Source organism: Bacillus sp. FSL R9-9410 (assembly GCF_038050385.1).
GTDB classification, from domain to species: domain Bacteria; phylum Bacillota; class Bacilli; order Bacillales; family Bacillaceae_G; genus Bacillus_A; species Bacillus_A cereus_U.
Genome location: NZ_JBBOTV010000001.1, coordinates 1427655 through 1451142 on the forward strand (window position 1 = coordinate 1427655; position 23488 = coordinate 1451142).

The window sequence follows — 23488 nt, forward strand, 5'->3', positions numbered from 1 at the left end:
AATTGAGGTGTTTTCTTTGTTGTTTTATGATCGAATTTCTATAATGGCCCCTCCTGTTCCGTAGCTAAGGAAAGTCTATTCATTTCTGAGATTTTCAAAGTTATAGGAGGGTATTAAAAATGAAAAAAGTCTCAGTACCATCACTTTGGTTAATGATCATTCTTGTGGCATTTCCGCAAATTAGTGAAACGATTTACACACCGTCTTTACCAGACATTTCAAAGGCGTTGCACGTAAGTAATAATGAGGTACAGCTAACACTTAGTGTTTATTTTGCTGGATTTGCTTTAGGTGTATTTTTTATTGGATGGTTATCAGATATAATTGGTCGTCGCCCAGCAATGTTATTTGGAATTGTAGTATATGGGGCTGGAAGTTTCTTATGCTATATTGCCAATTCTATTGAATTTTTATTGTTTAGTCGTTTTATTCAAGCATTTGGAGCAAGTGCTGGCTCAGTTGTGACACAAACGATTCTTCGTGAAAGTGTAGAAGGGCATAAACGTCATGTTATGTTTGCTCAAATTTCGGCAGTCATTGCTTTTACACCAGCGATAGGTCCGCTAATTGGGGGCTTTCTTGATCAAATGTTTGGATTTAAAATAGTATTTTTAAGTTTAGTTGTTATGAGTGTGGGGATTTTTCTGTATACTTTTGTTTCTCTTCCGGAAACAAAAATGGACTCAGTAACGAATAAAATAAATGTCTTTTCAGTGTTAAAAAGATTAATTACAAATCCGAAAGTAGTAACATACGGTCTATTAATTGGAGGAGCGAATGGTGTTTTATTTAGCTACTACGCAGAAGCGCCGTTTATCTTTATTGAATACTTTCAGTTATCACCTAGTATGTACGGATTTCTAGGAATTGTAGTTGCGTCTGCTTCTATTATTGGAGCGAAAGTTGCAAAACGGTTACTGCCTATTTATAAACCGGAGAAAATCATATATATAGGTTGTATTGTAATGACAGTGGGAGCAGTCATTTTATCTGTTATTACGTTTGTTGGATCAAATCCAAACGTAATATATATGATTGGATTTTTAGTAGCGATGTTTATATTGCTATTAGGAATTGGGGTGGCGTTACCTAACTGTTTAAGTTTAGCATTAGTAGATTTTCAAGATGTCATTGGTACTGCGGGTGCCTTATTTAGCCTAGGCTATTATATAATAGTGACGATAACGATTTGGGGAATGAGCCAGCTTCATACAGGTTCCTTAATAGTCATGCCCCTATATTTTTTAGTTATTGTAGTAATTATGGTGGTTTTCACTCGAGTATTTATTTTGAATGATAGAGCTGAAAATTCTGTTTAAATATATAAAAAAGAGAGTCTCATTGAAAAATGAGACTCTCTTTTTTATAAAAATTATCATTCGTGCTGATAATTTTTAGTACTACAATTTTACAAATTTTATTTATTAAACAAGAGATTTTTTAGCAACTGTTTTTTATCATCTACAATAAATTGTGAATATAGTTGCCATGTGGGGGGATATAAGATTTTATCTAAAACCTGGTATTGGCCTGTGTTTGTTCTACGTTTGGTTTATATTTGGTTTATATTTGGTTTATATTTGGTTTTCGTTTGGTTTATGTTTGGTTTCATTAATTACAAAATCAGTTACAAAAGTTACAAAATCTATTTTTGTTATCAAAATAGACTTATATTACGGAGGAGAGCATGAAAAAATGTCTTTAGGAGGGGACAAAAAATTTTGGTGAATAAAAATGTATTATCAAACTTGGACATACTCATGTTATGAATCTAGACATAAAGGGAAATAGTATGAATAAACCAATAGCATTTAAATGAAAACATTATTAATCAAAAATTTATGCTCATTTTAAGATGACAGATATGATACAACATAAGATTTCGAGATTTGATAGGGATGACGAAACGTTGTAATCATTTAAATTATAACGTTATCGGTAATTGCTTAGTTTGTAAATATTAAAATTAGTAAAGAAAATAGGGAAATATAGATTGTTTTTTATTTATACAATGATTATAAACTAGGTTTATCAGTATGATTTAAAATTAAATAGTTTATATAAAAGTAAGATGATAATAGATTTACTTATAGCGTGCCGTTGATACAGAAAGAAATACAATTGATTTTTATTTAGGTGAAACAAGAAAGTATAAGGCCGCAGAGCGTTTTTTAAGAAAGCTTTGCGGTCTTTTATGTTTTAAACCCTTGTTTTATTACTCTATACAAGTATGCGGTTAATCCTATGGTAATTCAGAACAAGATTATCATTGTAATAGGTAATTGTTAATTGTTTCTAGTTTGAAAATTTATATTGGGAGTCTTAAAGATACGGTAAATATAAAGGAGATGGGTTAAATAATGAAATACACACTTAAAGATCTTATAAATGTAAACAAGTTTAAGAATATAACAGAGCAATTTTATAATTTAACTAAAGTTCCATTCTGTCTCCTTGATAATAATCAAAATGTTATATTTTCCAAAGGTGACCCTTTTTTTCGTAATCAAAAAATCCAATTGTCCCAAGAAATGCATATTCCCATCATTATTGAGCAGGAACATATAGCAACCTTTGTTGTAGGAACAAGTAGTAATAAAGAGGTTATTGCGGATTCTCACATAACACATTTTAAATGCATTGCAAATCTAATTGAAGAGATGGCAACACAACAATTACACCTTAAAAAAATTCATGAAAAAGATTCCCAAATCAATACGATAACAAATTATGAAGAAAATTGTTTAGATAGTATATTACAAAATATGCCGATTATGATTAATGCAATTGATGAAAAAGGAAATATTATTATGTGGAATCGGGAATGTGAATTAGTAACTGGATATAATGCAGATGAAATAATTAACAATCCAAAAGCGATGGAATTGCTACATCCTCATAGACCTAATCGTAACGATTTGTTGCAAAATGGTCACGATTTTAGAGATTCGGAGATGGATATCACATGTAAAAATGGTGAGATAAAAACTATTATGCAGTCCACTATTTTACATATTATTCCAACTTTAGGACGGAGTGTCGGAGCAATTGGAATTGATATAACTAAGCGTAAGAGGATGGAAGAGAAACTTAAACAAACCTCGACTGAACTAGAATTAATTTTTAAAGCAATTCCTGATTTGTATTTTTTGTCAGAACTTGATGGGACCATTAAGGATTGTAAAGTTAATTCTGTATCCAAATTTTATGTTCCAATTGAAGAATTTATAGGGAAGAAATTCCAAGAGATATTACCAGTTCCTATCATAAAGCAATTTGAGAAGGCTATTAATCAAATAAAAACTTCATCCGCTCCTGTATTAATAGATTATTCTCTACAACTAGATGATGAAATTTATTATTTTGAAGCAAGACTTTTACCGCTTTTTGACGATAAAATTATGATTATTGTGCGTGATATTACAGAACGTACAATAACGACGGAATTATTAAAAAAATCAGATACCCTTAATGCAGTAGGGCAATTGGCAGCTGGAGTCGCTCATAAAGTTCGTAATCCATTAACAGTAATTAAAGGGTTCATGCAATTATTGCAGCAGGAAGTAGGGGAGGATAAAGAATATTTAAGCCTAATACTTTCTGAAATCAGTAGTATTGAAACAGTTCTTCAAGAATTTTTATCTATTGCAAAACCGAATGCTGCAGTATTTGAGCCTAAAAACCTTTGTACTATATTAGATAATGTAGTCGACTTAATAAGTACACAAGCAATAATGAAGAATATTCGTATTACATTAAATGTGGATGCTGAAAACTTATTAGTTGAGTGTTGCGAAATTCAATTAAAACAAGTTTTCTATAGTATTTTACAAAATTCTATTGAGGCTATACAAAATGGTCAAGAAATCATTATAAGCGTGGAAAAACATAAGAGCACCGAGGTTAAGATTAGTATTTTAGATAAAGGAGTAGGTATTCCTTCAGAAAGAATTAAAAGACTAGGTGAACCTTTTTATAGTACAAAAGAAAAAGGGACGGGTGTTGGGCTTATGATGAGTTATCGAATTATTGAAAGTCATGGTGGAAAAATAAGTATAAAAAGCCAAGTTGGGAAAGGAACTACTGTTACTCTGTTTTTCCCAATTTATAACGGTGACTCAGTTGGTGATGCTAGTACAAATAACATGTAATCATAACTAGCAAATAAACCTCTGAAAATGAATAATTAAACTATTATTTTGTAGAAACATAGGTAGTCTGAAGTAATTTGATCAGGAAAAGAAAAATGGATTTAATAGGGATAATGTAACTTGAATTTGAAGTATAACTCCTAGTTTCAGTAGACGTTATATTTTATGCATAGAAGTAAGAGGCTCCTTTCAAATTTCACTTAAAAAACTAGATTGATAATTCATAATGTAACGGAAGATGAAAATTTAATTTAGGGAAAAGCAGGTTGCTCTAAATACCATTTAGGTTATGTTGCATATATATCTAAAAAGTGAAAAGTTTCTTTTTCTCAGCTATAGAAAAAGAAACTTTTTTACTTGAGTGATAATTTTTTATGATAGTTGTGAAAGGGTTTTGTTATATTTTCGAAAGAAAAATGCAATGTATATAAACTAAGATGAACTTACGCATATTGATTTTATATCATTCGCCATTGATGAAGGAACAGAGGAGATTTAATGTATGAAAACAAAAATTGCAATTATAGAAGATGAAGACAATATACGAGAAATATGTAAACGGTACCTAGAAAGAGAGGGGTATGAAGTATGCACTGCTGTGAACGGAACAGAAGGATGGAATGTATTTCAAGAATTTCAACCTGATCTAATTATTTTAGATTTGATGATGCCAGAAAAAGATGGATGGGAACTATGTGAGGAAATTCGCCAACATTCCAATGTACCTATTATTATGTTAACTGCGAGAGGAGAAGAAAGAGAACGGATTTTAGGATTAACAATGGGAGCGGATGATTATGTAACAAAACCCTTTTCACCTCGTGAATTAGTATTAAGGGTACAAATTATATTAAGAAGAGGAAGTCAAGTAACAATTCAAGGAATAGAGCCTACATCAGGAATGATAGAGTTTCCAGATTTGAAAATTGATCCAACGAAAAGAAGTGTATTTGTTTGTCAATATGAAATAGAGTTGACGGTGAAAGAGTTTGAGGTGCTTTATCTCATGGCAAAACATCCTAAACAGGTGTTTTCACGGTCTCAACTTCTTGAACAAATTTGGGGATTTGAGTATGAAGGTTGCACAAATGCAGTAACTGTATTAATGAGTCGTTTACGTGAGAAATTGGAGAAACCTACAACAAAGAACCGTTGGGTTCATACCGTTTGGGGCATCGGATATTGTTTTGAACCAGATGGAGGAAACGATAAATGAAGTTACGAAATCAACTTTTATTGATGAATCTATTAAGCACGGGTATCATGGTAATTTCTATATGGTACAGTGAAAGGCAAATGTTACTTAGACCAGAACAGACACGGTTATTAATAGTAATAGTAATTGTAGCGATGATTATTTCTACAATTATTTACTGGTTAATGACACGTCCTATTATGAGATCTATTCAAAATTTAATTGCCTTAACCAAACAATTTAGTGATAGACAATTTGGAACGATGTACATAATAGGGAAAGAACCGGAAGAGTTTAAAGAATTAGCAGAAGCTTTTCAAGAAATGGCCAAAAAATTGGACGAAAGCTTTGCTAAGTTAGAAAAAGGAGAAAAAGCACGTACAGAGCTGATTGCGAATATTTCCCATGACTTACGAACTCCCATGGCTAGCATACAATTGATGATAGAAGCGTTACAAGATGGATTAATTGAAGATCCTAATATGAAACAACAATATTTAAAGACAATCCTAAATGACATACAACGATTAAGTGGATTAATTAATGATTTATTTGACCTTTCTAAGTTAGAACTTGGACAAGAAGTTTTTTATCCAAGTTTAATACATGTAGATAGCATTTTATTAAAAGTAATAGATTCACATGATATCTTATTACAAGATAAAGAGATTGATTTGCAATTGCACGTTTCTGAGACATTACCACGAATTTGGATTATGCCATGTAAAATAGCGCGAGTTATCAATAATTTGTTGCACAACGCGATTCGGCATTCTCCTACATGTGGAACAATCGAATTAATTGTAGAGGAAAATAAACAGAAGCAACAAGTTCAATTCATTTTGTGTGATGAAGGGGAAGGAATTTCTCCAGATGATCAATTGCGTATATTTGACCGTTTCTTTAGAACGGATCCATCAAGAAGTTCACAATCTGGAGGTTCTGGGCTTGGTTTAGCCATTGCGAAATCGCTAGTTGAACTGCATAAAGGACAAATTGGTGTTCGAGACCGCCAAGATGGGAAACAGGGATGTGAATTTTGGTTTACTCTTCCTGTTACATCAGAAAAAAATGAGACGGTTGAAAGACTTTTGTAACATTTACGAAAGGAAATTGAAAGATATATGTAATAAGATTACTGTATCGAAGGTGATTATATTTTAATCTGAAGTGAAAAGTATAAGTATAATTTCAGCTTTTGTAATCTTGTAGATAGGATGAAAGAGAGGAAGAAATAAAATGGTTCAAATGAAAAAAAGTAACTCCTGCAACCTTAGTATTTGCTTGTTCTAGTAGGTCCAGTATCTTCATCTTCTAGTTCGATCACTTCCGTTGAAAAAGAAAATTCGGCATTAAATATTAAAAGTGGACAGGTGCCAGAAGAAAGTTTCAATTTCAACAGATGTATGTAAAACAGATGATTAAATACTAATTCGTTTAGATGTGCTAGAAAAATAAAGAGGTATGGAAAAAGGAAACTTATTTTTAAAACTGCTTTTATAGAATAAGAAAATGGAATCACATACATAAAAAATATATTGAACAGAGGTAACTATACGATGATTTTAAAACTATTATTTATACTTTTTGGCGTAGTCTTAGTATTATGGGGTATATATAGAATGAAAACGGATGAGGCATTTATAGGGAAAACACAAACAAGAAAAAATATTTTTAATTTCTTTATTTTAGGAGAAACAGCGGGACTAGGACAATTTTTAAGCGGAATTGCATGTATAATTATTGGGATTTTATCTTTTATAATTAAATAGTTTATAAATAAAAGGAACACAACTTTAAAATAAAAGTTGTGTTCCTTTTATTTTTGTCACCTATCAGATTTACAATTTATCCCGCTATTTGCGGGCAGTAAGACTCCCACCTCAAAATTCGGCGAATGCGAGGAAGTTAGGTGGGAGATAACTGCCCGTAAAACCCCCACTGATTAAAGTTTCACTTTATTAAATAGCAAGATAAAACAGGGAGTAAGCATAGAAAATGCTTTCTTCCTTTTTATTTGGTTAGGAAATGATTTATAAAATTTGTTTCTGCAATTTTCGCATCTTTCTATGTGTTAAGAAATTCTGCAACGGAAATCGTTATATCAATAAAATAAAAAAGATTAGTGAAAGACTTTTGTAACATTTGCGAAAGAGAAATGAAAGACTTGTGAGATATTATGAAATCAATCTTACTAGTAGATGTTCAAACACGTATAGGAAATATGGAGGAAAACTAAGATGAAAAAATTAAAGCCAATACTTGGTGCAGTAAGTAGTTTAACTATGGCATTGACGATAACAGCCCCTACCTTAGCTGAAACAAAGCCTGAACAAGGTGGAAAAGTGGAAACCTTTAAGGAAGATACAAATATAAAGGAAGGACAGAATATAATCTATGGTGATTCTGGAAAAAAGGGAATCATGATTATGGAGGAGCCTCAGGTAAATAATGATTGGGACGAGGATGGTATTCCTAATGATGTGGAAGAAAAAGGATTTAAAATTGTATTTAATGAAAAGACAGGGAAAAATGAAGCCCAGTTATATGACCTAGATCAAGACTTTGGGAAAAAGAGATTTATAACAAATCCTAGGAGTGCAAATTCAGATGGGGACCCTTTTACAGATAGCTATGAAGTGGAGCATTATGATAGCGATTCTGATATAGATTTTAACCCCATGATCGCGAATGTACCCAATCTACAAATTGCTGTAAAACGTATCGATATTACTCCTGTTGCTAGTATTACAGATTCAAATGGTGAGTCACGTACTAAAAGTTGGGAAAAAAGCTTAGCTGTACAACATTCTTTTAATGTTGGCTTAACTGGTGAAGGTGGCGCTGAAGGATCAGCAGGGGGACCTGTACCGTCGGGTAAGGGATCGATAAACGTGGGGTATGGTTATTCAAATACAAAAACAGAAACAGAAAGTATTTCTAATAGCTTTGACTGGTCGACAGCAACCACTGTTGATTCATCAAAAGCAGCAAATGTAAGATTTCATCTAGAATATAAAAATACGGGTACTGCATCTGCTGGGGATGTTTCACCTCACTTTAACATTCGATTAGGAAATAAAATTATTAATACTGTAAAGGCAACACAAGATCGTTATAAAGCCAACTTGTTAACTACAGCAAAAGGTGGAAACAATAAAACTGAAATCCTAATGGATAGTATAGAAGGTCAAGCGGATGTGAAAATTTCCCTGACACTGGATGAATTAAAAGCAGTAGAACAAGGGGCACCCCTTTCTATTGAAGTCTTGCCTACTAGTACAATGAATGTATATACCATGAAAGATGGTCAATTTGTAAATTTAGGAGATTGGTCGCATTTTGCATCAAATGTAAATGCTTCTACTACATTAGTAGAAACAAACTACGGTTCCATACCAAAATATAGAGTCTATACACCAAGAACGGGCAAGGAAAAGCCTGCTAACATTAATCATAATCTTTCACTAGACGAATTGTTTGCACATACTGAGATAGCTGGTAATGGCTGGGTAGCGAATTATGTAGTAAATGGTCGCCAAACCGAGGAACGAGAGCGTTATGGTCCAAATCGGACTCTTTTAGAACGAGGTAAGAACCTTGGTTTCTTTGATAATCGTGCACTACGACCAACTTTATCATATAGCAGTTATGATTATAGTAAGAAAAAGATTTATGCATCGGTTATACCAGGGATATTTAATTTGAGTGATGAAATATTTGTTACGGTTCGTAATAAAAAAGGTGAGAGCCAAAAGGTAACTTTAGTTCGAAATCAGAATTCAAATGTGTATGAATCTAAAGAAAATGAACCTGTAGACATAGCAATAAACCGTACACCTCTTGGAGAATCAAAGGTTAAATTTGAACTTGTTGATGTAAAAGACAATAAAACTGAAGTCTCCACACCTCTTGTTTCAAATAAAAGCTATCTAGAAGCTATTGATAAATTAGTAGTAGATAATTCCGGAGAACCTATAGTAGAAGGTAAACAGTACTATTTGAAGTCAAATGTTGGATTTTATAATGGTGTAAAGGAATCTTGGTCTGCCGGCACTTTAAACCAATCAATTAATGGGAGATATGTACACTTTTCACTTAAGGGGAATAATTGGGATGGATTGAGACTCGGTCCTATCCAACAAGCAATACATGGACCAGACATTCAAGCAACACCAGTATTGATTGAAAGAAAAGGAAAATCTAAACCTGAAGAACCATTCAAAAAAGATGAAGAAGTGTTTCTTAAGTTTACGAATAGTAGCCATAGTAATTACCAGTATTTAAATTTTGGAAATGGTTATGATTATAGCTGGTTAGATACTGAACACAATAGATCTGCTATTAAATTAGACAAACTTCCTAATGCGAAGAACTTCTATATAAAATCTGATGCTACTTATATAACATCTAGAGAAAATCAGTGGACTAGTTCTGTTGCAGATAATGGTATTGCCCCGCTTGTAGGTGCTGGTGAGCGTGTTTTAAAATCTGAGCATACAACTTCACCGGGTAATTATCACCAATGGGAATTAGAAAGTATTAAGTAAAGAATGATGCTATTATGTACCCTCTGTCCATATGGATGGGGGGTATATATAAGTTTATAAAGATATCAAATCTTTCTGTTGGAGATGTCAATCTTCTCGTTTCGGATTATTTGAATTTATTAGCCTGATGGATATGTAGCGAAACCTAGGACGATAATACCTAAATAATATAAGTAGTATTACAATTTAATATGAATGCATAAAAAAGACACTCTCAAGAGTGTCTTTTTTTAGCAGCCGAATCCGCTGCAACTAGCTCCAACAATGATTAATAAGATAAAGAGTACAACTAGTAAGGCGAATCCGCCACCAAAACCACAGCCTCCACCGCAACTACCACCATATCCCATAATACTTCCTCCTTTACGTAAGAGGGGAAAACATTATGTCACTCTTTTGTTTTAACGGGTTTACATTACTTTATGCATTTTTAATGATGAATGAGCAGGTCCTTCGAGAGATGATTAAAGAAAAACAACGTGCAGGAATAAAGTTAGCGAAGCGAAAAGGAGTTTGCAGAGGAGAGATAGTTAAGGTTTTGTTGAATAAAAATGCGTTACAATAGTTTGTTTATTATTTAATAGATAATTTCGGGAAAAGTATTTATTTTTCAATAATATTGAATATATGCTTTTAGTTACTTAGTAATGAATTGTATTCGATTCACATATAACAATTTACCAGAAAAAGTAATTGTATTTTTCAGATAAATCAATTATTATAAAATAAGCAATTTTGCAATTTTGCAAAGGGAGGACAATGAAGAGGCTTTTACGACTTAATAGAAGTAAAGAACAACTTTTAAGTTCGCTAAAAATTATACTCGCTTCATCATTTTCAGACCAAAGAGGAATTAGGGGTAAAGCATCTTACTTTAAAATGCGGCTATGAATCATCTAAGAGGGGGAAATGAAGTGGCAAACAAAGAATTGAAACGAGGTTTAGAAGCACGTCATATTCAAATGATTGCTTTAGGCGGAACAATTGGTGTTGGTTTGTTTATGGGGTCAGCCAGCACGATTAAATGGACAGGTCCGTCAGTAATGCTTGCATATGCAATCGCAGGTATTTTCATCTTCTTCATTATGCGTGCCATGGGAGAAATGTTGTATATGGAGCCAAGCACAGGTTCATTTGCGACATTTGGCCACAAGTATATTCATCCGCTAGCTGGTTATATGACAGCGTGGAGTAACTGGTTCCAGTGGGTTATCGTTGGGATGTCAGAGATTATCGCAGTTGGGGCGTATATGAAATATTGGTTCCCGGATTTACCGGCTTGGATACCTGGTATTATCGCAATGGTTATTCTTGGCGCTGCTAACTTAATTTCGGTTAAGTCATTTGGTGAATTTGAATTTTGGTTTGCAATGATTAAAATCGTTACGATTTTATTAATGATTATTGCCGGATTCGGTCTCATTTTCTTCGGAATTGGGAACGGAGGAGAAGCAATCGGTATATCTAATCTTTGGGCAAACGGCGGTTTCTTCACAGGTGGTTTTTCAGGATTCTTCTTTGCGCTATCACTTGTAGTTGGGGCATATCAAGGTGTGGAATTAATCGGGATTACTGCTGGTGAAGCGAAAAATCCGAAGAAGACACTTACTAGAGCAATTCAAAGTACAATTTGGCGTATTCTAATTTTCTATATTGGTGCTATTTTCGTTATTGTAACTGTTTATCCTTGGGATCAATTAAGTTCAATTGGTAGTCCGTTCGTAGCAACTTTTGCGAAAGTTGGTATTACGGCAGCTGCGGGACTTATTAACTTCGTTGTTATTACAGCCGCAATGTCTGGTTGTAACAGTGGTATTTATAGTGCTGGACGTATGCTTTATACACTAGGTGTAAATGGGCAAGCACCGAAATACTTTGCGAAGATTTCGAATAATGGTGTACCTTTATTCGGTACAGTTGGTGTAATTATCGGTTTAGCGGTTGGTGTTGTTTTAAGTTATATTGCACCGAAAAACTTATTCGTATATGTATATAGTGCGAGTGTACTTCCTGGTATGGTGCCATGGTTTGTCATTTTAATTAGTCAAATTCGTTTTAGAAAAGAAAAGGGAGCAGAGATGAAAGATCATCCATTCAAAATGCCATTTGCTCCTGTTACAAACTATTTAACAATTGCCTTTTTAATTATGGTATTAATCGGTATGTGGTTTAACGATGATACTCGTATTTCACTAATTGTAGGTATTGTTTTCTTAGCCATCGTAACAATTAGTTTCTATGCTTTCGGAATAGGGAAGAGAGCTCCGTTAGACGTTCAAAATGATCAAGAGGTTTCAAAGTAAATAAAGGTAATAAAAAAGTCCGGTTTCTCATTTAGAAATCGGACTTTTTGTTATTAAAACTTTTCTACTACAATCTTCCCAATTGTACGTCCACTTTCAAGTAATGCATGTGTTTTTTTAAGGTTTTCTGCATTAATTGGTGTTAACGTATCATTTAAAGTAGTTTGAAGAATACCTTCATCTAATAGCTCGCTTACTTTATTTAATAGTTCGTGCTGCGTACTCATATCACCAGTTTCATACATCGCTTTTGTAAACATAAACTCCCAAACGAATGTAGCACTTTTACTTTTTAAAATCCCCATCTCAAGAGGGTGTTCATTTTCTACGATAGAGCAAATTTTTCCTTGTGGTTTAATTATGTCACCCATCGCATGCCAATGCTGATCAGTATTGTTTAAGCAGAAGATATAATCTACATCTTTTAGCCCAAATTCTAATATTTGATCTTTTAAAGGTTGGTGATGATTAACTATATAATCGGCACCGAATTTTTCAACCCAGTGTATGGTTTCGTTGCGGGATGCGGTTGCGATTACGTTTAGTCCAGCCCATTTAGCTAACTGAATAGCAATCGAGCCAACACCACCAGCTCCGCCGATAATTAAAATGTTTTTAAATGAATTTTCATCTTTCTTATTATAATCAATCCCTAAACGTTCAAACAAACCTTCCCACGCTGTGATGGCTGTTAAAGGAATTGCTGCAGATTCAGCATCACTCAACGTTTTTGGTTTTTTACCGACAATTCTTTCATCAACTAGGTGGTATTCACTGTATGTACCTTGTCTCGTAATGCTTCCAGCGTAAAACACTTCATCGCCTTCTTTAAATAACGTACAACCTTCGCCAGTTTGTACAACAACGCCACTAGCATCCCAGCCAAGTATTTTCGCTACATCTTCTTTTTTATCTTTCGGAGAGCGAACTTTGGTATCAACTGGATTAACGGAAATAGCGTTAATTTTAACAAGTATATCTCTTCCTGTGGCAACAGGTCTTTCAACTTCAATATCAATTAAACTGTTTTCTTCTTCAATAGGTAAGTATTCATGTAAACCAATTGCTTTCATTTTTATTCCCTCCATTAAAGTAAGAGTCTTTTTCTCTTTTATTATAGTAGGTAAAGTGTCATTATGTAAAAAAGTTGAGTCCTTTCCATTTTGTTAAAGGCTTGTTTCAGCCTCATTTAGAACTTTGTAAATGGAGAGGAGCCATCGTTTTGATTTTATAAGTGTCGGATGAAAGATATACTTATTTTTCCAGTGTACCTTGCAATGAACAATACCAAGTGTTATATTATACTTGTAGTTACTTATTATAAAACAGTACTAAACAATAAATAGTAGTAGATGCCAATTAGAATAGGGTGAATGAATATTGAATGTACAATTTAAAAAAGGAGTTTTAGAACTTTGTGTTCTTGTCTTACTTGATAAGCAAGACCGTTATGGGTATGAATTAGTTCGAAGTATTTCCAATCAAATTGAAATATCAGAAGGGTCTGTTTATCCTCTACTTCGTAGATTAACTAAAGAAGAATATTTTACAACGTATTTACAGGAGTCTTCAGAAGGGCCTTCAAGGAAGTATTATAAACTGACGGATAAAGGTAGAACGTATTTGTACCAACTTTTGGAGGAATGGAATGAGTTCTCACAAGGTGTCAATCAATTAATAAAAGAAGGTGTACGTAATGACGAAAGATAAATTTTTACAACAATTAAACGTATCTCTAAAAAGATTATCTGAAAAAGAACGTGCAGATATTTTAAAAGATTATGAAGAACATTTTACTTTCGGATTAGAGGAAGGAAAAACTGAAGAAGAAATTACAGCTTCATTAGGTTCGCCAGCTCAAATCGCCAAAGAGTTATTAGCAGGTTATCATATTGAGAAAGTAACAGCGAGTGCAACAACAGGGAATGTTTTTCGGGCAATTTGGGCAGTAATTGGATTAGGATTTTTCAATTTAGTAATCGTGCTTGGACCTGCAATTGCAGTAGCCGCATTGATTTTTTCGGGGTGGACTCTAGGAATCTCATTTTTGTGTTCACCACTGCTTGTTATTGTTGATACCATTGTGCATCCAAATACATTCTTACTTTTTAACCTTTTCGTTTCTTTAGCACTTTGTGGACTTGGATATTTCATTGTAATCGCTATGTTATCTTTAACGAAGCTAGCAAAGAATGGATTTGTTCGTTATTTAAAGTTCAATATAGCACTAGTAAAAGGTGGTTTTAAGCATGATAAATAAAAAGAAACTTTCAATCATTGCAGGTATTATTTTCATTATTGGGATTGTGGGAAGTCTATTCACTTATCGTTCAATTGCCACAGTACCGATTTCAGAAGAAAAGGTCATTAACAATAATAATGTGTCAAGCGTCATTATCGATACGAATAACGTGCGTGTTAACATCAATCCTACAACAGAAAGTAACATGAAAGTAACATTAGATGGGGAAGTTAATCCTAACATAAAAAGAACATTAGCTACGGATGAAAAAGATTCAACGCTTCTCATTTCTTACAAAGAAAAACAACAGAGTTGGTTCAACTTCAACATTTCTGAAGTATTGGTCCCATTAACATTAAATGTCTATCTGCCTGAAAAACAATATGATTCATTAAAAATTTCCAATAACAATGGTTACGTTTCTGCAAAACAACAAAATACAACGCATTTTGATATCAATACAAGCAATGGGCGTGTTGAATTAAGAGAGATCAATTCGCAAAAAATTAATGCGGAAACAAATAATGGAAGTATGGACTTTAAAGATATAACGGCGCAAAATATTCATGTGAAATCGAATAATGGACGAATAATGCTAGATCATGTTGAAGGTGAACTAGAAGGGCAATCTAAAAACGGAAGTCTTTCTCTTAAAACAAATGAACTTGATCGAAATCTCAATTTTACGACTCACAATGGCAAGATTAATATTGAAACTGAAAAAGAACCAACTAATGTTCAATTTAATGTCTCTGTCGACAATGGAAAAGCGAATATCCTGAATAAATATAATGGAAATGCCGTTATTGGGAAGGGAGAAAATCAAATTAAATTAAACACACATAACGGAAGTATTTCAGTGAAAAAGCATGGAAACTAAAGTAGCATATTACTCTTGAAAATTTTCGCTCATCACATATAAAGAGCATGCAAATCAATAATAAATAAGCAAAATAGCCGACTCCTTTTTTAAAAACATGTAGGTAGTCGGTTATTTTATGTCCAAAATTCGTTTTAACGTCTTGGTTTCGACGACTCAATCCATTCTCTGAAAATATCAAATATATTCTGCTTTCAGAGAATGGGAGTGTTATTATAAGAAAAAGTGATACTTTTATCTTATATACTTAAAGGAGGATTGGATTTCTGCATAGGCTTTCCAGTATCACTGGATTTGGAATGAAAAGTTGTGAACAATTGAAAAGATAATAGTTGAAATAATGAAAGGTGAGAAGGAGTTTATTTCTCATAAGCGAAATATAGTATTGTTTTATCCTAAATTATTTGTAAAGGTGGATACATAATGACAGTAAAGAAGCTTTATTTCGTCCCAGCAGGTCGTTGTATGTTGGATCATTCGTCTGTTAACAGTACATTAACACCAGGAAAATTATTAGACTTACCGGTTTGGTGTTATCTTTTGGAGACTGAAGAAGGACCTATTTTAGTAGATACAGGTATGCCAGAAAGTGCGGTTAATAACGAAGATCTTTTTAACGGTACATTTGTTGAAGGGCAGATTTTACCGAAAATGACTGAAGAAGATAAAATAGTAAATATTTTAAAGCGTGCAGGGTATGAGCCAGAAGACCTTCTGTATATTATTAGTTCCCATTTGCATTTCGATCATGCTGGAGGAAATGGTGCTTTTTCAAATACACCGATCATTGTACAGCGTGCTGAATATGAGGCGGCGCAGCATAGCGAAGAATATATGAAAGAATGTATATTGCCGCATTTGAACTATAAAATCATTGAAGGGGATTATGAAGTCGTACCAGGAGTTCAATTATTGCATACACCAGGCCATACTCCAGGGCATCAATCGCTATTTATTGAAACAGAAAAATCTGGTTCTGTGTTATTAACAATTGATGCATCTTATACGAAAGAAAATTTTGAAGATGAAGTACCGTTCGCTGGATTTGATTCGGAATTAGCTTTATCTTCAATTAAACGTTTAAAAGAAGTTGTGATGAAAGAGAATCCAATTGTTTTCTTTGGTCATGATATGGAGCAGGAAAAGAGCTGTAAAGTGTTCCCTGAATATATATAAATAGAAAAAGTCATGGGCCTAGTAGCTCATGACTTTTCTATTAAATAACCTTTTTAAATAAGTTATACACTTTTTTCGAATTACCTTCATCTAATTGATAATAAGTAAGATCTACGTCATCAGGAGTGTTTTGATGGGCAATCATAACTTCACTACTGTTGTTATCTACTATCCAGATTAAATATTGTTTATAAGTCCCATCTTGGAAAGTAATCCACATGTTACAATCTACTGAATCAGAACCTTCTTCATCTAGCGTTAAATCGCCTTTTTTTGCTGTGTCCATACTGTTAATGAATGTTTTTAATTCATCTGTTTTTGTAAGGAAGAGAGATTTTTTTGTTTTAATTGACTCTACATGTATATCTTTTATTTCCTGTTTTCCTAAAAAGACAGGAGGTGCATTTGGGTCTCTTTGAGTTGAAATAATAGTAGCTTTCTTCTTTGGTTTGCTTGCTGTATAGAAATCTTGAATAGATTTTCCAGAGTTTAAAAACCATACTATTCCAAAAATAATCAATGCGCTACCTAGCAGTAAAATGAATTTTTTAATAGGATATTCTCCTCTCTATTACTTCATGTGAAGAGCTTTTCTATTAATATATGATAGGTAAGCGTAAAGTATTATAGTTGAACGTGATTATGCTTCACGGCTTTTATAGGACGATCAACGAGTAAATTGTAAGTAAGCCCAATTAATACGAACATTCCACCGACAATTTTGCCGATTGAGAGTTCGTTTGACAGGAAGAAATCAATGATAGTCCCCGCAAATAATTGTCCGATAAAGATGAGTAATGTTAAATAAAATGCTGGTATTTTAGGAGTAATATAGTTTGATAATGAGATGACAATAACGCCTACTAATCCGCCTAAGTATACAGCGATAGGAATAGATTGCAACGTATGAATAGGAATATACAATGAATTTGAACTGAAAATTAAAAATAACATAGAGAAAAATAATCCAGTAATATAATTGAAAAATGTACCTTCCCAATTTCCAATTTTCTTTGCTAAATTCGCGTTAATAATTCTAGCAATAACGATAGAAACACCAGCTAAAATAGCGATACAAATATATAACATTTTTTTGCCTCCATTAATAAATTGTCATGATTATAATTCCAGAAGAGATGAATAATAATCCAATTAGTTTTTTCTGTTCAAACTTCGCAACTTTCATTCCTAATAAACCGAAATGATCAATAACAATTGAAGCAATGGATTGACCGAGTAAGCTTAATGCGATCGTAATAGAGGCACCAAGGGCGGAGAAACTTATATTGTTAAAAAGAACAGTAAAAACTCCGATGGCTCCGGCGCTATATAAATAAAGCGGAATACCTTTATCAAAATGGATTTTATTTTTGTTAATGATTAAAACGAAAATGACTGCTATTAAACCGACAAGATGAATGACAACACTCGCTGTATAATTGCCAGTCGACTCAGATAAAATCCCATTCAGTGGGAGCATAATGGCAATAAGCACACCAATAAAGACAGAAAGAAAGTTATACAATGTAATATCCCCTTTTTATATTTCATATTTGTAATGACTGTATCATGCTGAAATTGTGTATTACTATGACATATGTCATAGTGAGAGAAGAAAATTTTGTTTACAATGGGGAGTAGTTGTAAAGGTGGGGGACTATGAAGAAAGTATGTAATTCTAATAAATTAGCAGAGTATATGAAACAAAATAATATTGATTCATTTTTTAGTAGTGATATGAAACCATATATGGAACTTATATTTTTTAAAAAGAATGAGTTCATTTGCAGAGAAAACGAAGAGATAGATTATTTATATTTCTTTGTTGAAGGAAAAGCGAAAGCGTTTAATACGTTAAGTAACGGGAAATCTGTATTATTATGTTTTTATGACAGTTTGCAGTTGCTAGGAGATGTAGAGTTAATTCACTCTCAAAGAATCACTTCAAACGTACAAGTTATGGCAGACTCATATTGTGTTGGCCTACCTTTAGGGAAAGTGAGAAACCAATTATTTCATGATGCGAAATTTTTAAGATGCATTTGCGGTTCTTTAGCCCATAAATTAAATCGACTTTCAAAAAATAGTACAATTAATTTACTGTATCCGCTTGAAAATCGACTTGCGAGTTACATGTTAGCAGCAGGGGAACGGGCGGTTCAGCACGGAAATAGAATTGTGTTTAGTGGGAATTTAACGGAAATAGCTGAATTGTTAGGGACGAGTTATCGGCATCTATTACGCACATTAAATGTTTTTTGTGATAAAGAGATTATAAAGAAAAATAATGGTTGCTTTGAAGTGATGAATGTAGATGTTTTGCGGGAATTGGCGGCGGATGTTTATAAATAGGAGGGTATTATAAATGATTACACCTATATTTAGAATTTTTGATATTGAAAAGGCTCAGTTGTTTTACTTTAATTTTTTAGGATTTAAACTGGATTGGGAGCATAGGTATGAGGAAAATATGCCATTATATATGCAAATTTCGTTAAAGGGTGCTGTGATACATTTATCTGAACATCATGGGGATGCTTCACCAGGCGGTGCAATTCGTGTGAAAATAGAGGATTTAAAAAGTTATTATGCTATTTTATCAAGTAAAGAATATGCTTATTCAAAACCTGATATAGAGAGAACACCTTGGGATACAATTGAATTAACTGTGATTGATCCATTTTTAAATAGAATAATATTTTATGAGGAACGGGTTTAGGATTAGAAGTACTAAAAAATCCTTTATTAGATTGGAAAGTTGAGTTAAGGACGTGGCAAATAAAATAAAGAACTACTCTTTTATATTTTGGAGATATATTGTGTAGCAAAAAAATAGATCAGTAGCAACAGCTACTGATCATCCATATGTACATGAATTAGGAGAGGTCAAACATTTCAAACGTTTATTAGCTTTATTATAATAGATTTTCATGAAATAAAAAACTGAAAATTCTCATTTTTTGTTGAGAAAGTTTTTTGTATCGAAATATATAAAAAAACGGGGATTTTTATTGAAAGAAAATATGATATTTACCCCGCATTAACGGGCAGTAAGACCCCCCATCTCAAAATTCGGCACATGCGAGGAAGTTAGGTGGGAGATCAACTGCCCGTAAAAGCCCGATTGGTGAAGGCTAATAATCAGAGGGGGAGGGACAAAAGCTCCTCTGATTAAAGTTTCACTTTATATTTTAGTAAAGTATGATATAGTCTATATAAGATTCATTTCCTTAAATTAGTTTTTTTGTATAGTAATTACATTCACAGTTGGGAAGGGGAACAGATTGTGAAGTTTGATGATCAACGTCTACTAGGAATACGATTAGGTTCTGTACTCATAACAGAAGAAAATCAATATTTAGTAATTAAGAAGAAAGATCATTATGCACTATTAAACATACATAATTTAGAATGCACACATGTCGAAGTGCAGTTAGAACATATTGAAGAACTGCTGCATGAAGATTTCCAAGAAAGTATAACGGAAATTATCGCACCAGAACATATTAAAATTGTGGTAAAAAATGTTATATAAAGAAAGAAGCTGGGAGAATCAGCTTCTTTCTTTGTTTTACTTCGTTAATTATAAGGATAACATTTTTAAAATCTCACCAATAATCCCTTCCTTTTGATGAACACCTAAATCTGAGTTCGTCATAATAACAGCGCCATTACCTCGGTATGGATTACATACCATCATACATTGAAATCCAACACCCCATCCAAGTGAGTGAATTTGTAAGTCTTCATTAAAATACTCCAGAAAAATACCTAACCCAGTCCATTTTGAGCAGCCTTGAGGAGAAATCATATCTTGTACTGTTTTTTGAGAAAGTTTTAGTGCGCTATTTCCTTGTAAGGAATGAATGATTTCAATAACTAAAGTTGATAAGTCAGTTGGTGTTGTCCAAATGCCTGAAGCAGCTGCGAATGGATAAAATGGATACTTCTCATTGGTAACGGTGCCATCTTTATTATGTCCACAAGCAAAATTATCGGTTTTATCTATGACTTCGGGAGAGAAGAGTGTACTATTTTTCATTTGTAGTGGCTGGAAGATAAATTCTTCTAGTAACTGACTAAATGATTTTCCCGTAATATCTTCTAGTAGTTGTTCGATTATACAAAAGTTTGCGTCTGAGTAGTGAAATTCACTTTCTGGTGTATAAGTTGCTTCTATAGGTACTAGGCAATATAGTGTTCTACCAGCAAGGAGTTCGGGGATTTTAGGCATTCCTTGCGCTAGCTTATAATGCTCAAAACTATTAGGAGGGTCAATAATTCCAGATTGGTGACTTAATAAGTTTCGCAACGTGATTTTTTTCTGTGAAGTAAATAGATTGGTAGGGATGTTCCAAGATGTGAGTCTATCATTTACGTCTTCGTCTAAATGTACGATTTCTTGGTCTGATAATGTTAGTACGAGCATTGAGGTGATGAATTTGCTAATAGAACAAGAATTGAATATGGAATCCGTAGTGACAGTTCTAGTTGTTCCAAATTCAAGAGTTCCGAAAGCAATCGCTTCGTCTAGTTTGCCGTCACGTATAACGGAAAGGCTTAAACCTGAAACGGAATGTTGGTTCATGTGCTCGTATATATTTTTACTTTTTAAGTTCATAGTTGCTCCTTTCTTTTTAAAGACAGAATATTAACTTTATTATACATTGTTAATCTATGAGAGGTGATGTGAATGAAATTAAAAGTTAGTTTTTAATATAGGGAAAGAGAATAAAAAACACCTCATCATTTTTGATGAAGTGCTCTCTGTTATTTTGCGGAAATGCGCATTATAAACTGAAGTAATTTATCTCTATACATATACATTAGCCATAGAGTTGATATGTAGGAAATAAGTGCTCCTTTGTTTTCAATTGGCGCATTGAAAACAAGCCAGCCAACGATATCAAATAATAAATGTAGTGCAATTAAAAGAACTACAAATTGTAGTAACGTCTTAAAATATCTTTTCATAAAGTGTCCCCCTAAAATAAAAGGTTTTATCAACAATGTTGTATATTACTATTATACATTAAATGTGTCCTATGGTAAAATTTACATAAGTTAGTGAAATAAAACAAATGAAAGCTAATGAGGAGGGATAGTCATGGAATTTTGGATGATCATACCGATAGCGGTCTTTGGGTTTATTTATATTGCTGAAAAAATAAATAAAATCGAAAAGAAAACGGATGCGCGTTTAAAGCGGATTGAAGATAGATTACAATCAATTACGAATGAAATGGGAATTGTAGATAGAGAACCTGAGATTAATAAAGAATTGCGTCAGCTTGTGGAAGATGGAAAAACGATTACAGCAGTTAAGAGAGTAAGAGAAGCATTTGGTTTTTCAATACTAGAAGCAAAGCAATATGTCGATAAATTATAAAAAAGATCATCCATTTGGATGATCTTTTTTACTGAACCATACGTGTATTTACATATGCGGCTATTATGACGTGTCCAATTACAATGATAGGAATAACGATTTTGACATTAGGAGTAGTGAAGACACTACCAATTGTGGCGATAACACCAGCACTTAAATTATAAAGGCCAACAATTTTTGATAACTTTATTTTATCAGACACACGTCGTTCATTGAATCCTGATAAGAGCCAAGTGTACTGTCTTACCCCAATAAAATAAGCCAGTGCAAATGAAATGATGGCTAGTATAAATAATGATGGAGAAGCGAAGAGAGTCATTGAAAACACCTCCATTAATAAACTATAAATAAATTATAATATGAATGTAATAATTTAACAAAATACAATTGTAATTTTAAGTTTTAAAGCGTACAGAATTTTGTACGCTTTTTTATTAATTGCATGAAAAATATGTAAAAAAAGATGGAACAAACTTTTGAGCTGAATTGTCTATTATAGGTAATAACTATTTAGTTTGAAAGAAAGGATTGATAAAAATGAAAAAGAATACGTTATTAAAAGTAGGGTTATGTGTAAGTTTACTAGGAGCAACTCCATTTGTTAGTACAATTTCTTCTGTACAAGCAGAACAAAAGGTAGAGAAAAAAGTAATTAAGAATGAGACAGGAACCATTTCAATTTCTCAGTTAAATAAAAATGTATGGGTTCATACGGAGTTAGGTTATTTTAACGGAGAAGCAGTTCCTTCGAACGGTCTAGTTCTTAATACTTCTAAAGGGTTAGTACTTGTCGATTCTTCTTGGGATGATAAGTTAACGAAGGAACTAATAGAGATAGTAGAAAAGAAATTTCAGAAGCGCGTAACGGATGTCATTATTACACATGCGCACGCTGATCGAATTGGCGGAATTAAAACGTTGAAAGAAAGAGGCATTAAAGCGCATAGTACAGCATTAACTGCGGAACTAGCAAAGAAAAATGGATATGAGGAGCCGCTTGGAGACTTACAAACACTTACGAATATGAAGTTTGGAAATATGAAAGTAGAAACGTTCTATCCAGGTAAAGGGCATACAGAAGATAATATTGTTGTGTGGTTACCTCAATATAAAATTTTAGCTGGAGGCTGTTTAGTGAAATCTGCGGAAGCTAAAGATTTAGGAAACGTTGCGGATGCCTATGTAAATGAATGGTCCACATCGATTGAAAATGTGTTGAACCGATATGGAAATATAAATTCAGTAGTACCTGGTCATGGGGAAGTAGGGGACAGAGGATTACTTTTACATACATTGGATTTGTTGAAATAAGAAACTGTGGAAATAAAAAAGAGAGGAGAAACAATTTTCTCCTCTCTTTTTTCTAACTATATTTAAATGCGAAGCTATCGATTACGCCTGAATACGTTACTGAGATTTTAATTCTAAGTATACAAATACCAGTACCGTCATAATTGCTATAACAACGTAAGTAACATCAAGCATTATAAGTGTCTTTAAAGTTTCAGTCATCCTAATTCACCCCTGGTATGAAAATATAACATAATCTCTTATCAATCAGTTAAGAGATTATAAAGATAACAATTTACATGAAATTTCTTA

Annotated in this window: 24 protein-coding genes and 2 pseudogenes; 18 read left to right on the top strand and 8 right to left on the bottom strand. The window is 33.1% G+C overall.

Annotated features, from left to right (window positions below; translation table 11 throughout):
- Positions 1-119: 119 nt before the first annotated feature.
- The 7 genes and pseudogenes from MKX77_RS07580 to MKX77_RS07610 all read left to right on the top strand — a co-directional run bounded on the left by MKX77_RS07580 (position 120) and on the right by MKX77_RS07610 (position 9896).
- Complete coding sequence (locus tag MKX77_RS07580; protein WP_341306207.1) at positions 120-1319, top strand: multidrug effflux MFS transporter; 1200 nt, start codon at positions 120-122, stop codon at positions 1317-1319.
- A gap of 774 nt (positions 1320-2093) precedes the next feature.
- Positions 2094-2194 (top strand): annotated as a pseudogene (locus tag MKX77_RS07585) (DDE-type integrase/transposase/recombinase); the annotation flags it as partial.
- Between the two features lie 166 nt (positions 2195-2360).
- Positions 2361-4151, top strand: a complete 1791-nt coding sequence (locus tag MKX77_RS07590) for an ATP-binding protein (RefSeq protein WP_341306208.1) — start codon at positions 2361-2363, stop codon at positions 4149-4151.
- A gap of 502 nt (positions 4152-4653) precedes the next feature.
- The gene (locus MKX77_RS07595) at positions 4654-5367 is read left to right on the top strand and encodes a response regulator transcription factor (RefSeq protein ID WP_215553710.1); all 714 of its coding nucleotides are present in this window, start codon (positions 4654-4656) and stop codon (positions 5365-5367) included.
- The gene (locus MKX77_RS07600) at positions 5364-6443 is read left to right on the top strand and encodes a sensor histidine kinase (RefSeq protein ID WP_215553709.1); all 1080 of its coding nucleotides are present in this window, start codon (positions 5364-5366) and stop codon (positions 6441-6443) included. Before MKX77_RS07595 ends, MKX77_RS07600 begins: the two co-directional genes overlap by 4 nt.
- A 462-nt stretch (positions 6444-6905) precedes the next feature.
- The gene (locus tag MKX77_RS07605) at positions 6906-7118 is read left to right on the top strand and encodes a hypothetical protein (protein WP_098474019.1); all 213 of its coding nucleotides are present in this window, start codon (positions 6906-6908) and stop codon (positions 7116-7118) included.
- A 468-nt stretch (positions 7119-7586) separates the two neighbouring features.
- Positions 7587-9896: a binary toxin-like calcium binding domain-containing protein gene (locus MKX77_RS07610; RefSeq protein WP_341306209.1), complete on the top strand. Its 2310-nt coding sequence runs from the start codon at positions 7587-7589 to the stop codon at positions 9894-9896.
- Between the two features lie 230 nt (positions 9897-10126).
- Here the strand turns inward: MKX77_RS07610 and MKX77_RS07615 are convergent, their stop codons facing one another.
- Positions 10127-10246, bottom strand: a complete 120-nt coding sequence (locus tag MKX77_RS07615; protein WP_070141115.1) for a YjcZ family sporulation protein — start codon at positions 10244-10246, stop codon at positions 10127-10129.
- A 104-nt stretch (positions 10247-10350) separates the two neighbouring features.
- Here MKX77_RS07615 and MKX77_RS30625 point away from each other — a divergent pair.
- A pseudogene (locus tag MKX77_RS30625) lies at positions 10351-10431 on the top strand (recombinase family protein); the annotation flags it as partial.
- Positions 10432-10810: 379 nt separating this feature from the next.
- A complete protein-coding gene (locus tag MKX77_RS07625) occupies positions 10811-12199 on the top strand; it encodes an amino acid permease (protein WP_341306211.1) in 1389 nt (462 codons plus the stop codon).
- Between the two features lie 53 nt (positions 12200-12252).
- Here MKX77_RS07625 and MKX77_RS07630 read toward each other — a convergent pair whose 3' ends face one another.
- Positions 12253-13272 (bottom strand): zinc-binding alcohol dehydrogenase family protein, encoded by a 1020-nt coding sequence (locus tag MKX77_RS07630; RefSeq protein WP_341306212.1) that lies wholly within the window; start codon positions 13270-13272, stop codon positions 12253-12255.
- 307 nt (positions 13273-13579) lie between these two features.
- On the opposite strand from MKX77_RS07630, the gene MKX77_RS07635 reads away from it, so the two are divergent.
- From MKX77_RS07635 to aiiA, 4 genes are all read left to right on the top strand, one after another.
- Positions 13580-13909, top strand: a complete 330-nt coding sequence (locus MKX77_RS07635; protein ID WP_002165328.1) for a PadR family transcriptional regulator — start codon at positions 13580-13582, stop codon at positions 13907-13909.
- Positions 13896-14459 carry an HAAS signaling domain-containing protein gene (locus tag MKX77_RS07640; RefSeq protein ID WP_113735951.1) on the top strand — a complete coding sequence of 188 codons (564 nt, stop codon included), beginning with the start codon at positions 13896-13898 and terminating at the stop codon, positions 14457-14459. Before MKX77_RS07635 ends, MKX77_RS07640 begins: the two co-directional genes overlap by 14 nt.
- A complete protein-coding gene (locus MKX77_RS07645) occupies positions 14449-15321 on the top strand; it encodes a DUF4097 family beta strand repeat-containing protein (protein ID WP_264538840.1) in 873 nt (290 codons plus the stop codon). The genes MKX77_RS07640 and MKX77_RS07645 overlap by 11 nt, the downstream gene beginning before the upstream one ends.
- 423 nt (positions 15322-15744) lie before the next feature.
- Positions 15745-16497, top strand: coding sequence for a quorum-quenching N-acyl homoserine lactonase AiiA (gene aiiA, locus MKX77_RS07650; RefSeq protein ID WP_341306213.1), 753 nt, complete (start codon positions 15745-15747; stop codon positions 16495-16497).
- 40 nt (positions 16498-16537) lie between these two features.
- On the opposite strand, the gene MKX77_RS07655 is transcribed toward aiiA, so the two are convergent.
- From MKX77_RS07655 to MKX77_RS07665, 3 genes are all read right to left on the bottom strand, one after another.
- Positions 16538-17017 (bottom strand): hypothetical protein, encoded by a 480-nt coding sequence (locus tag MKX77_RS07655; protein ID WP_341306214.1) that lies wholly within the window; start codon positions 17015-17017, stop codon positions 16538-16540.
- Positions 17018-17121: 104 nt separating this feature from the next.
- Entirely contained in the window at positions 17122-17586 is a 465-nt protein-coding gene (locus MKX77_RS07660) for a DMT family transporter (protein WP_341306215.1), read from the bottom strand.
- 13 nt (positions 17587-17599) lie between these two features.
- Entirely contained in the window at positions 17600-18022 is a 423-nt protein-coding gene (locus MKX77_RS07665; protein ID WP_215553697.1) for a DMT family transporter, read from the bottom strand.
- A 134-nt stretch (positions 18023-18156) separates the two neighbouring features.
- Between MKX77_RS07665 and yeiL the strand changes: the two genes are divergently transcribed.
- The 3 genes from yeiL to MKX77_RS07680 all read left to right on the top strand — a co-directional run bounded on the left by yeiL (position 18157) and on the right by MKX77_RS07680 (position 20032).
- On the top strand, positions 18157-18849 hold the full coding sequence (gene yeiL / locus MKX77_RS07670) for a transcriptional regulator YeiL (protein WP_113709583.1): 693 nt from the start codon (positions 18157-18159) through the stop codon (positions 18847-18849).
- A gap of 13 nt (positions 18850-18862) precedes the next feature.
- Positions 18863-19216, top strand: a complete 354-nt coding sequence (locus MKX77_RS07675) for a glyoxalase superfamily protein (protein ID WP_341306216.1) — start codon at positions 18863-18865, stop codon at positions 19214-19216.
- A gap of 567 nt (positions 19217-19783) precedes the next feature.
- Positions 19784-20032, top strand: a complete 249-nt coding sequence (locus tag MKX77_RS07680; RefSeq protein WP_002087603.1) for a hypothetical protein — start codon at positions 19784-19786, stop codon at positions 20030-20032.
- A 48-nt stretch (positions 20033-20080) separates the two neighbouring features.
- On the opposite strand, the gene MKX77_RS07685 is transcribed toward MKX77_RS07680, so the two are convergent.
- Positions 20081-21118, bottom strand: a complete 1038-nt coding sequence (locus MKX77_RS07685) for a serine hydrolase domain-containing protein (protein ID WP_341306217.1) — start codon at positions 21116-21118, stop codon at positions 20081-20083.
- Positions 21119-21267: 149 nt separating this feature from the next.
- Complete coding sequence (locus MKX77_RS07690) at positions 21268-21471, bottom strand: hypothetical protein (RefSeq protein ID WP_341306218.1); 204 nt, start codon at positions 21469-21471, stop codon at positions 21268-21270.
- Positions 21472-21604: 133 nt separating this feature from the next.
- Between MKX77_RS07690 and MKX77_RS07695 the strand changes: the two genes are divergently transcribed.
- Positions 21605-21886: a hypothetical protein gene (locus tag MKX77_RS07695; RefSeq protein WP_341306219.1), complete on the top strand. Its 282-nt coding sequence runs from the start codon at positions 21605-21607 to the stop codon at positions 21884-21886.
- A 28-nt stretch (positions 21887-21914) separates the two neighbouring features.
- Here the strand turns inward: MKX77_RS07695 and MKX77_RS07700 are convergent, their stop codons facing one another.
- Complete coding sequence (locus tag MKX77_RS07700) at positions 21915-22205, bottom strand: DUF3784 domain-containing protein (RefSeq protein WP_341306220.1); 291 nt, start codon at positions 22203-22205, stop codon at positions 21915-21917.
- A gap of 218 nt (positions 22206-22423) precedes the next feature.
- On the opposite strand from MKX77_RS07700, the gene bla2 reads away from it, so the two are divergent.
- Positions 22424-23197, top strand: a complete 774-nt coding sequence (bla2, locus tag MKX77_RS07705) for a BcII family subclass B1 metallo-beta-lactamase (protein ID WP_341306221.1) — start codon at positions 22424-22426, stop codon at positions 23195-23197.
- Positions 23198-23488: the final 291 nt, after the last annotated feature.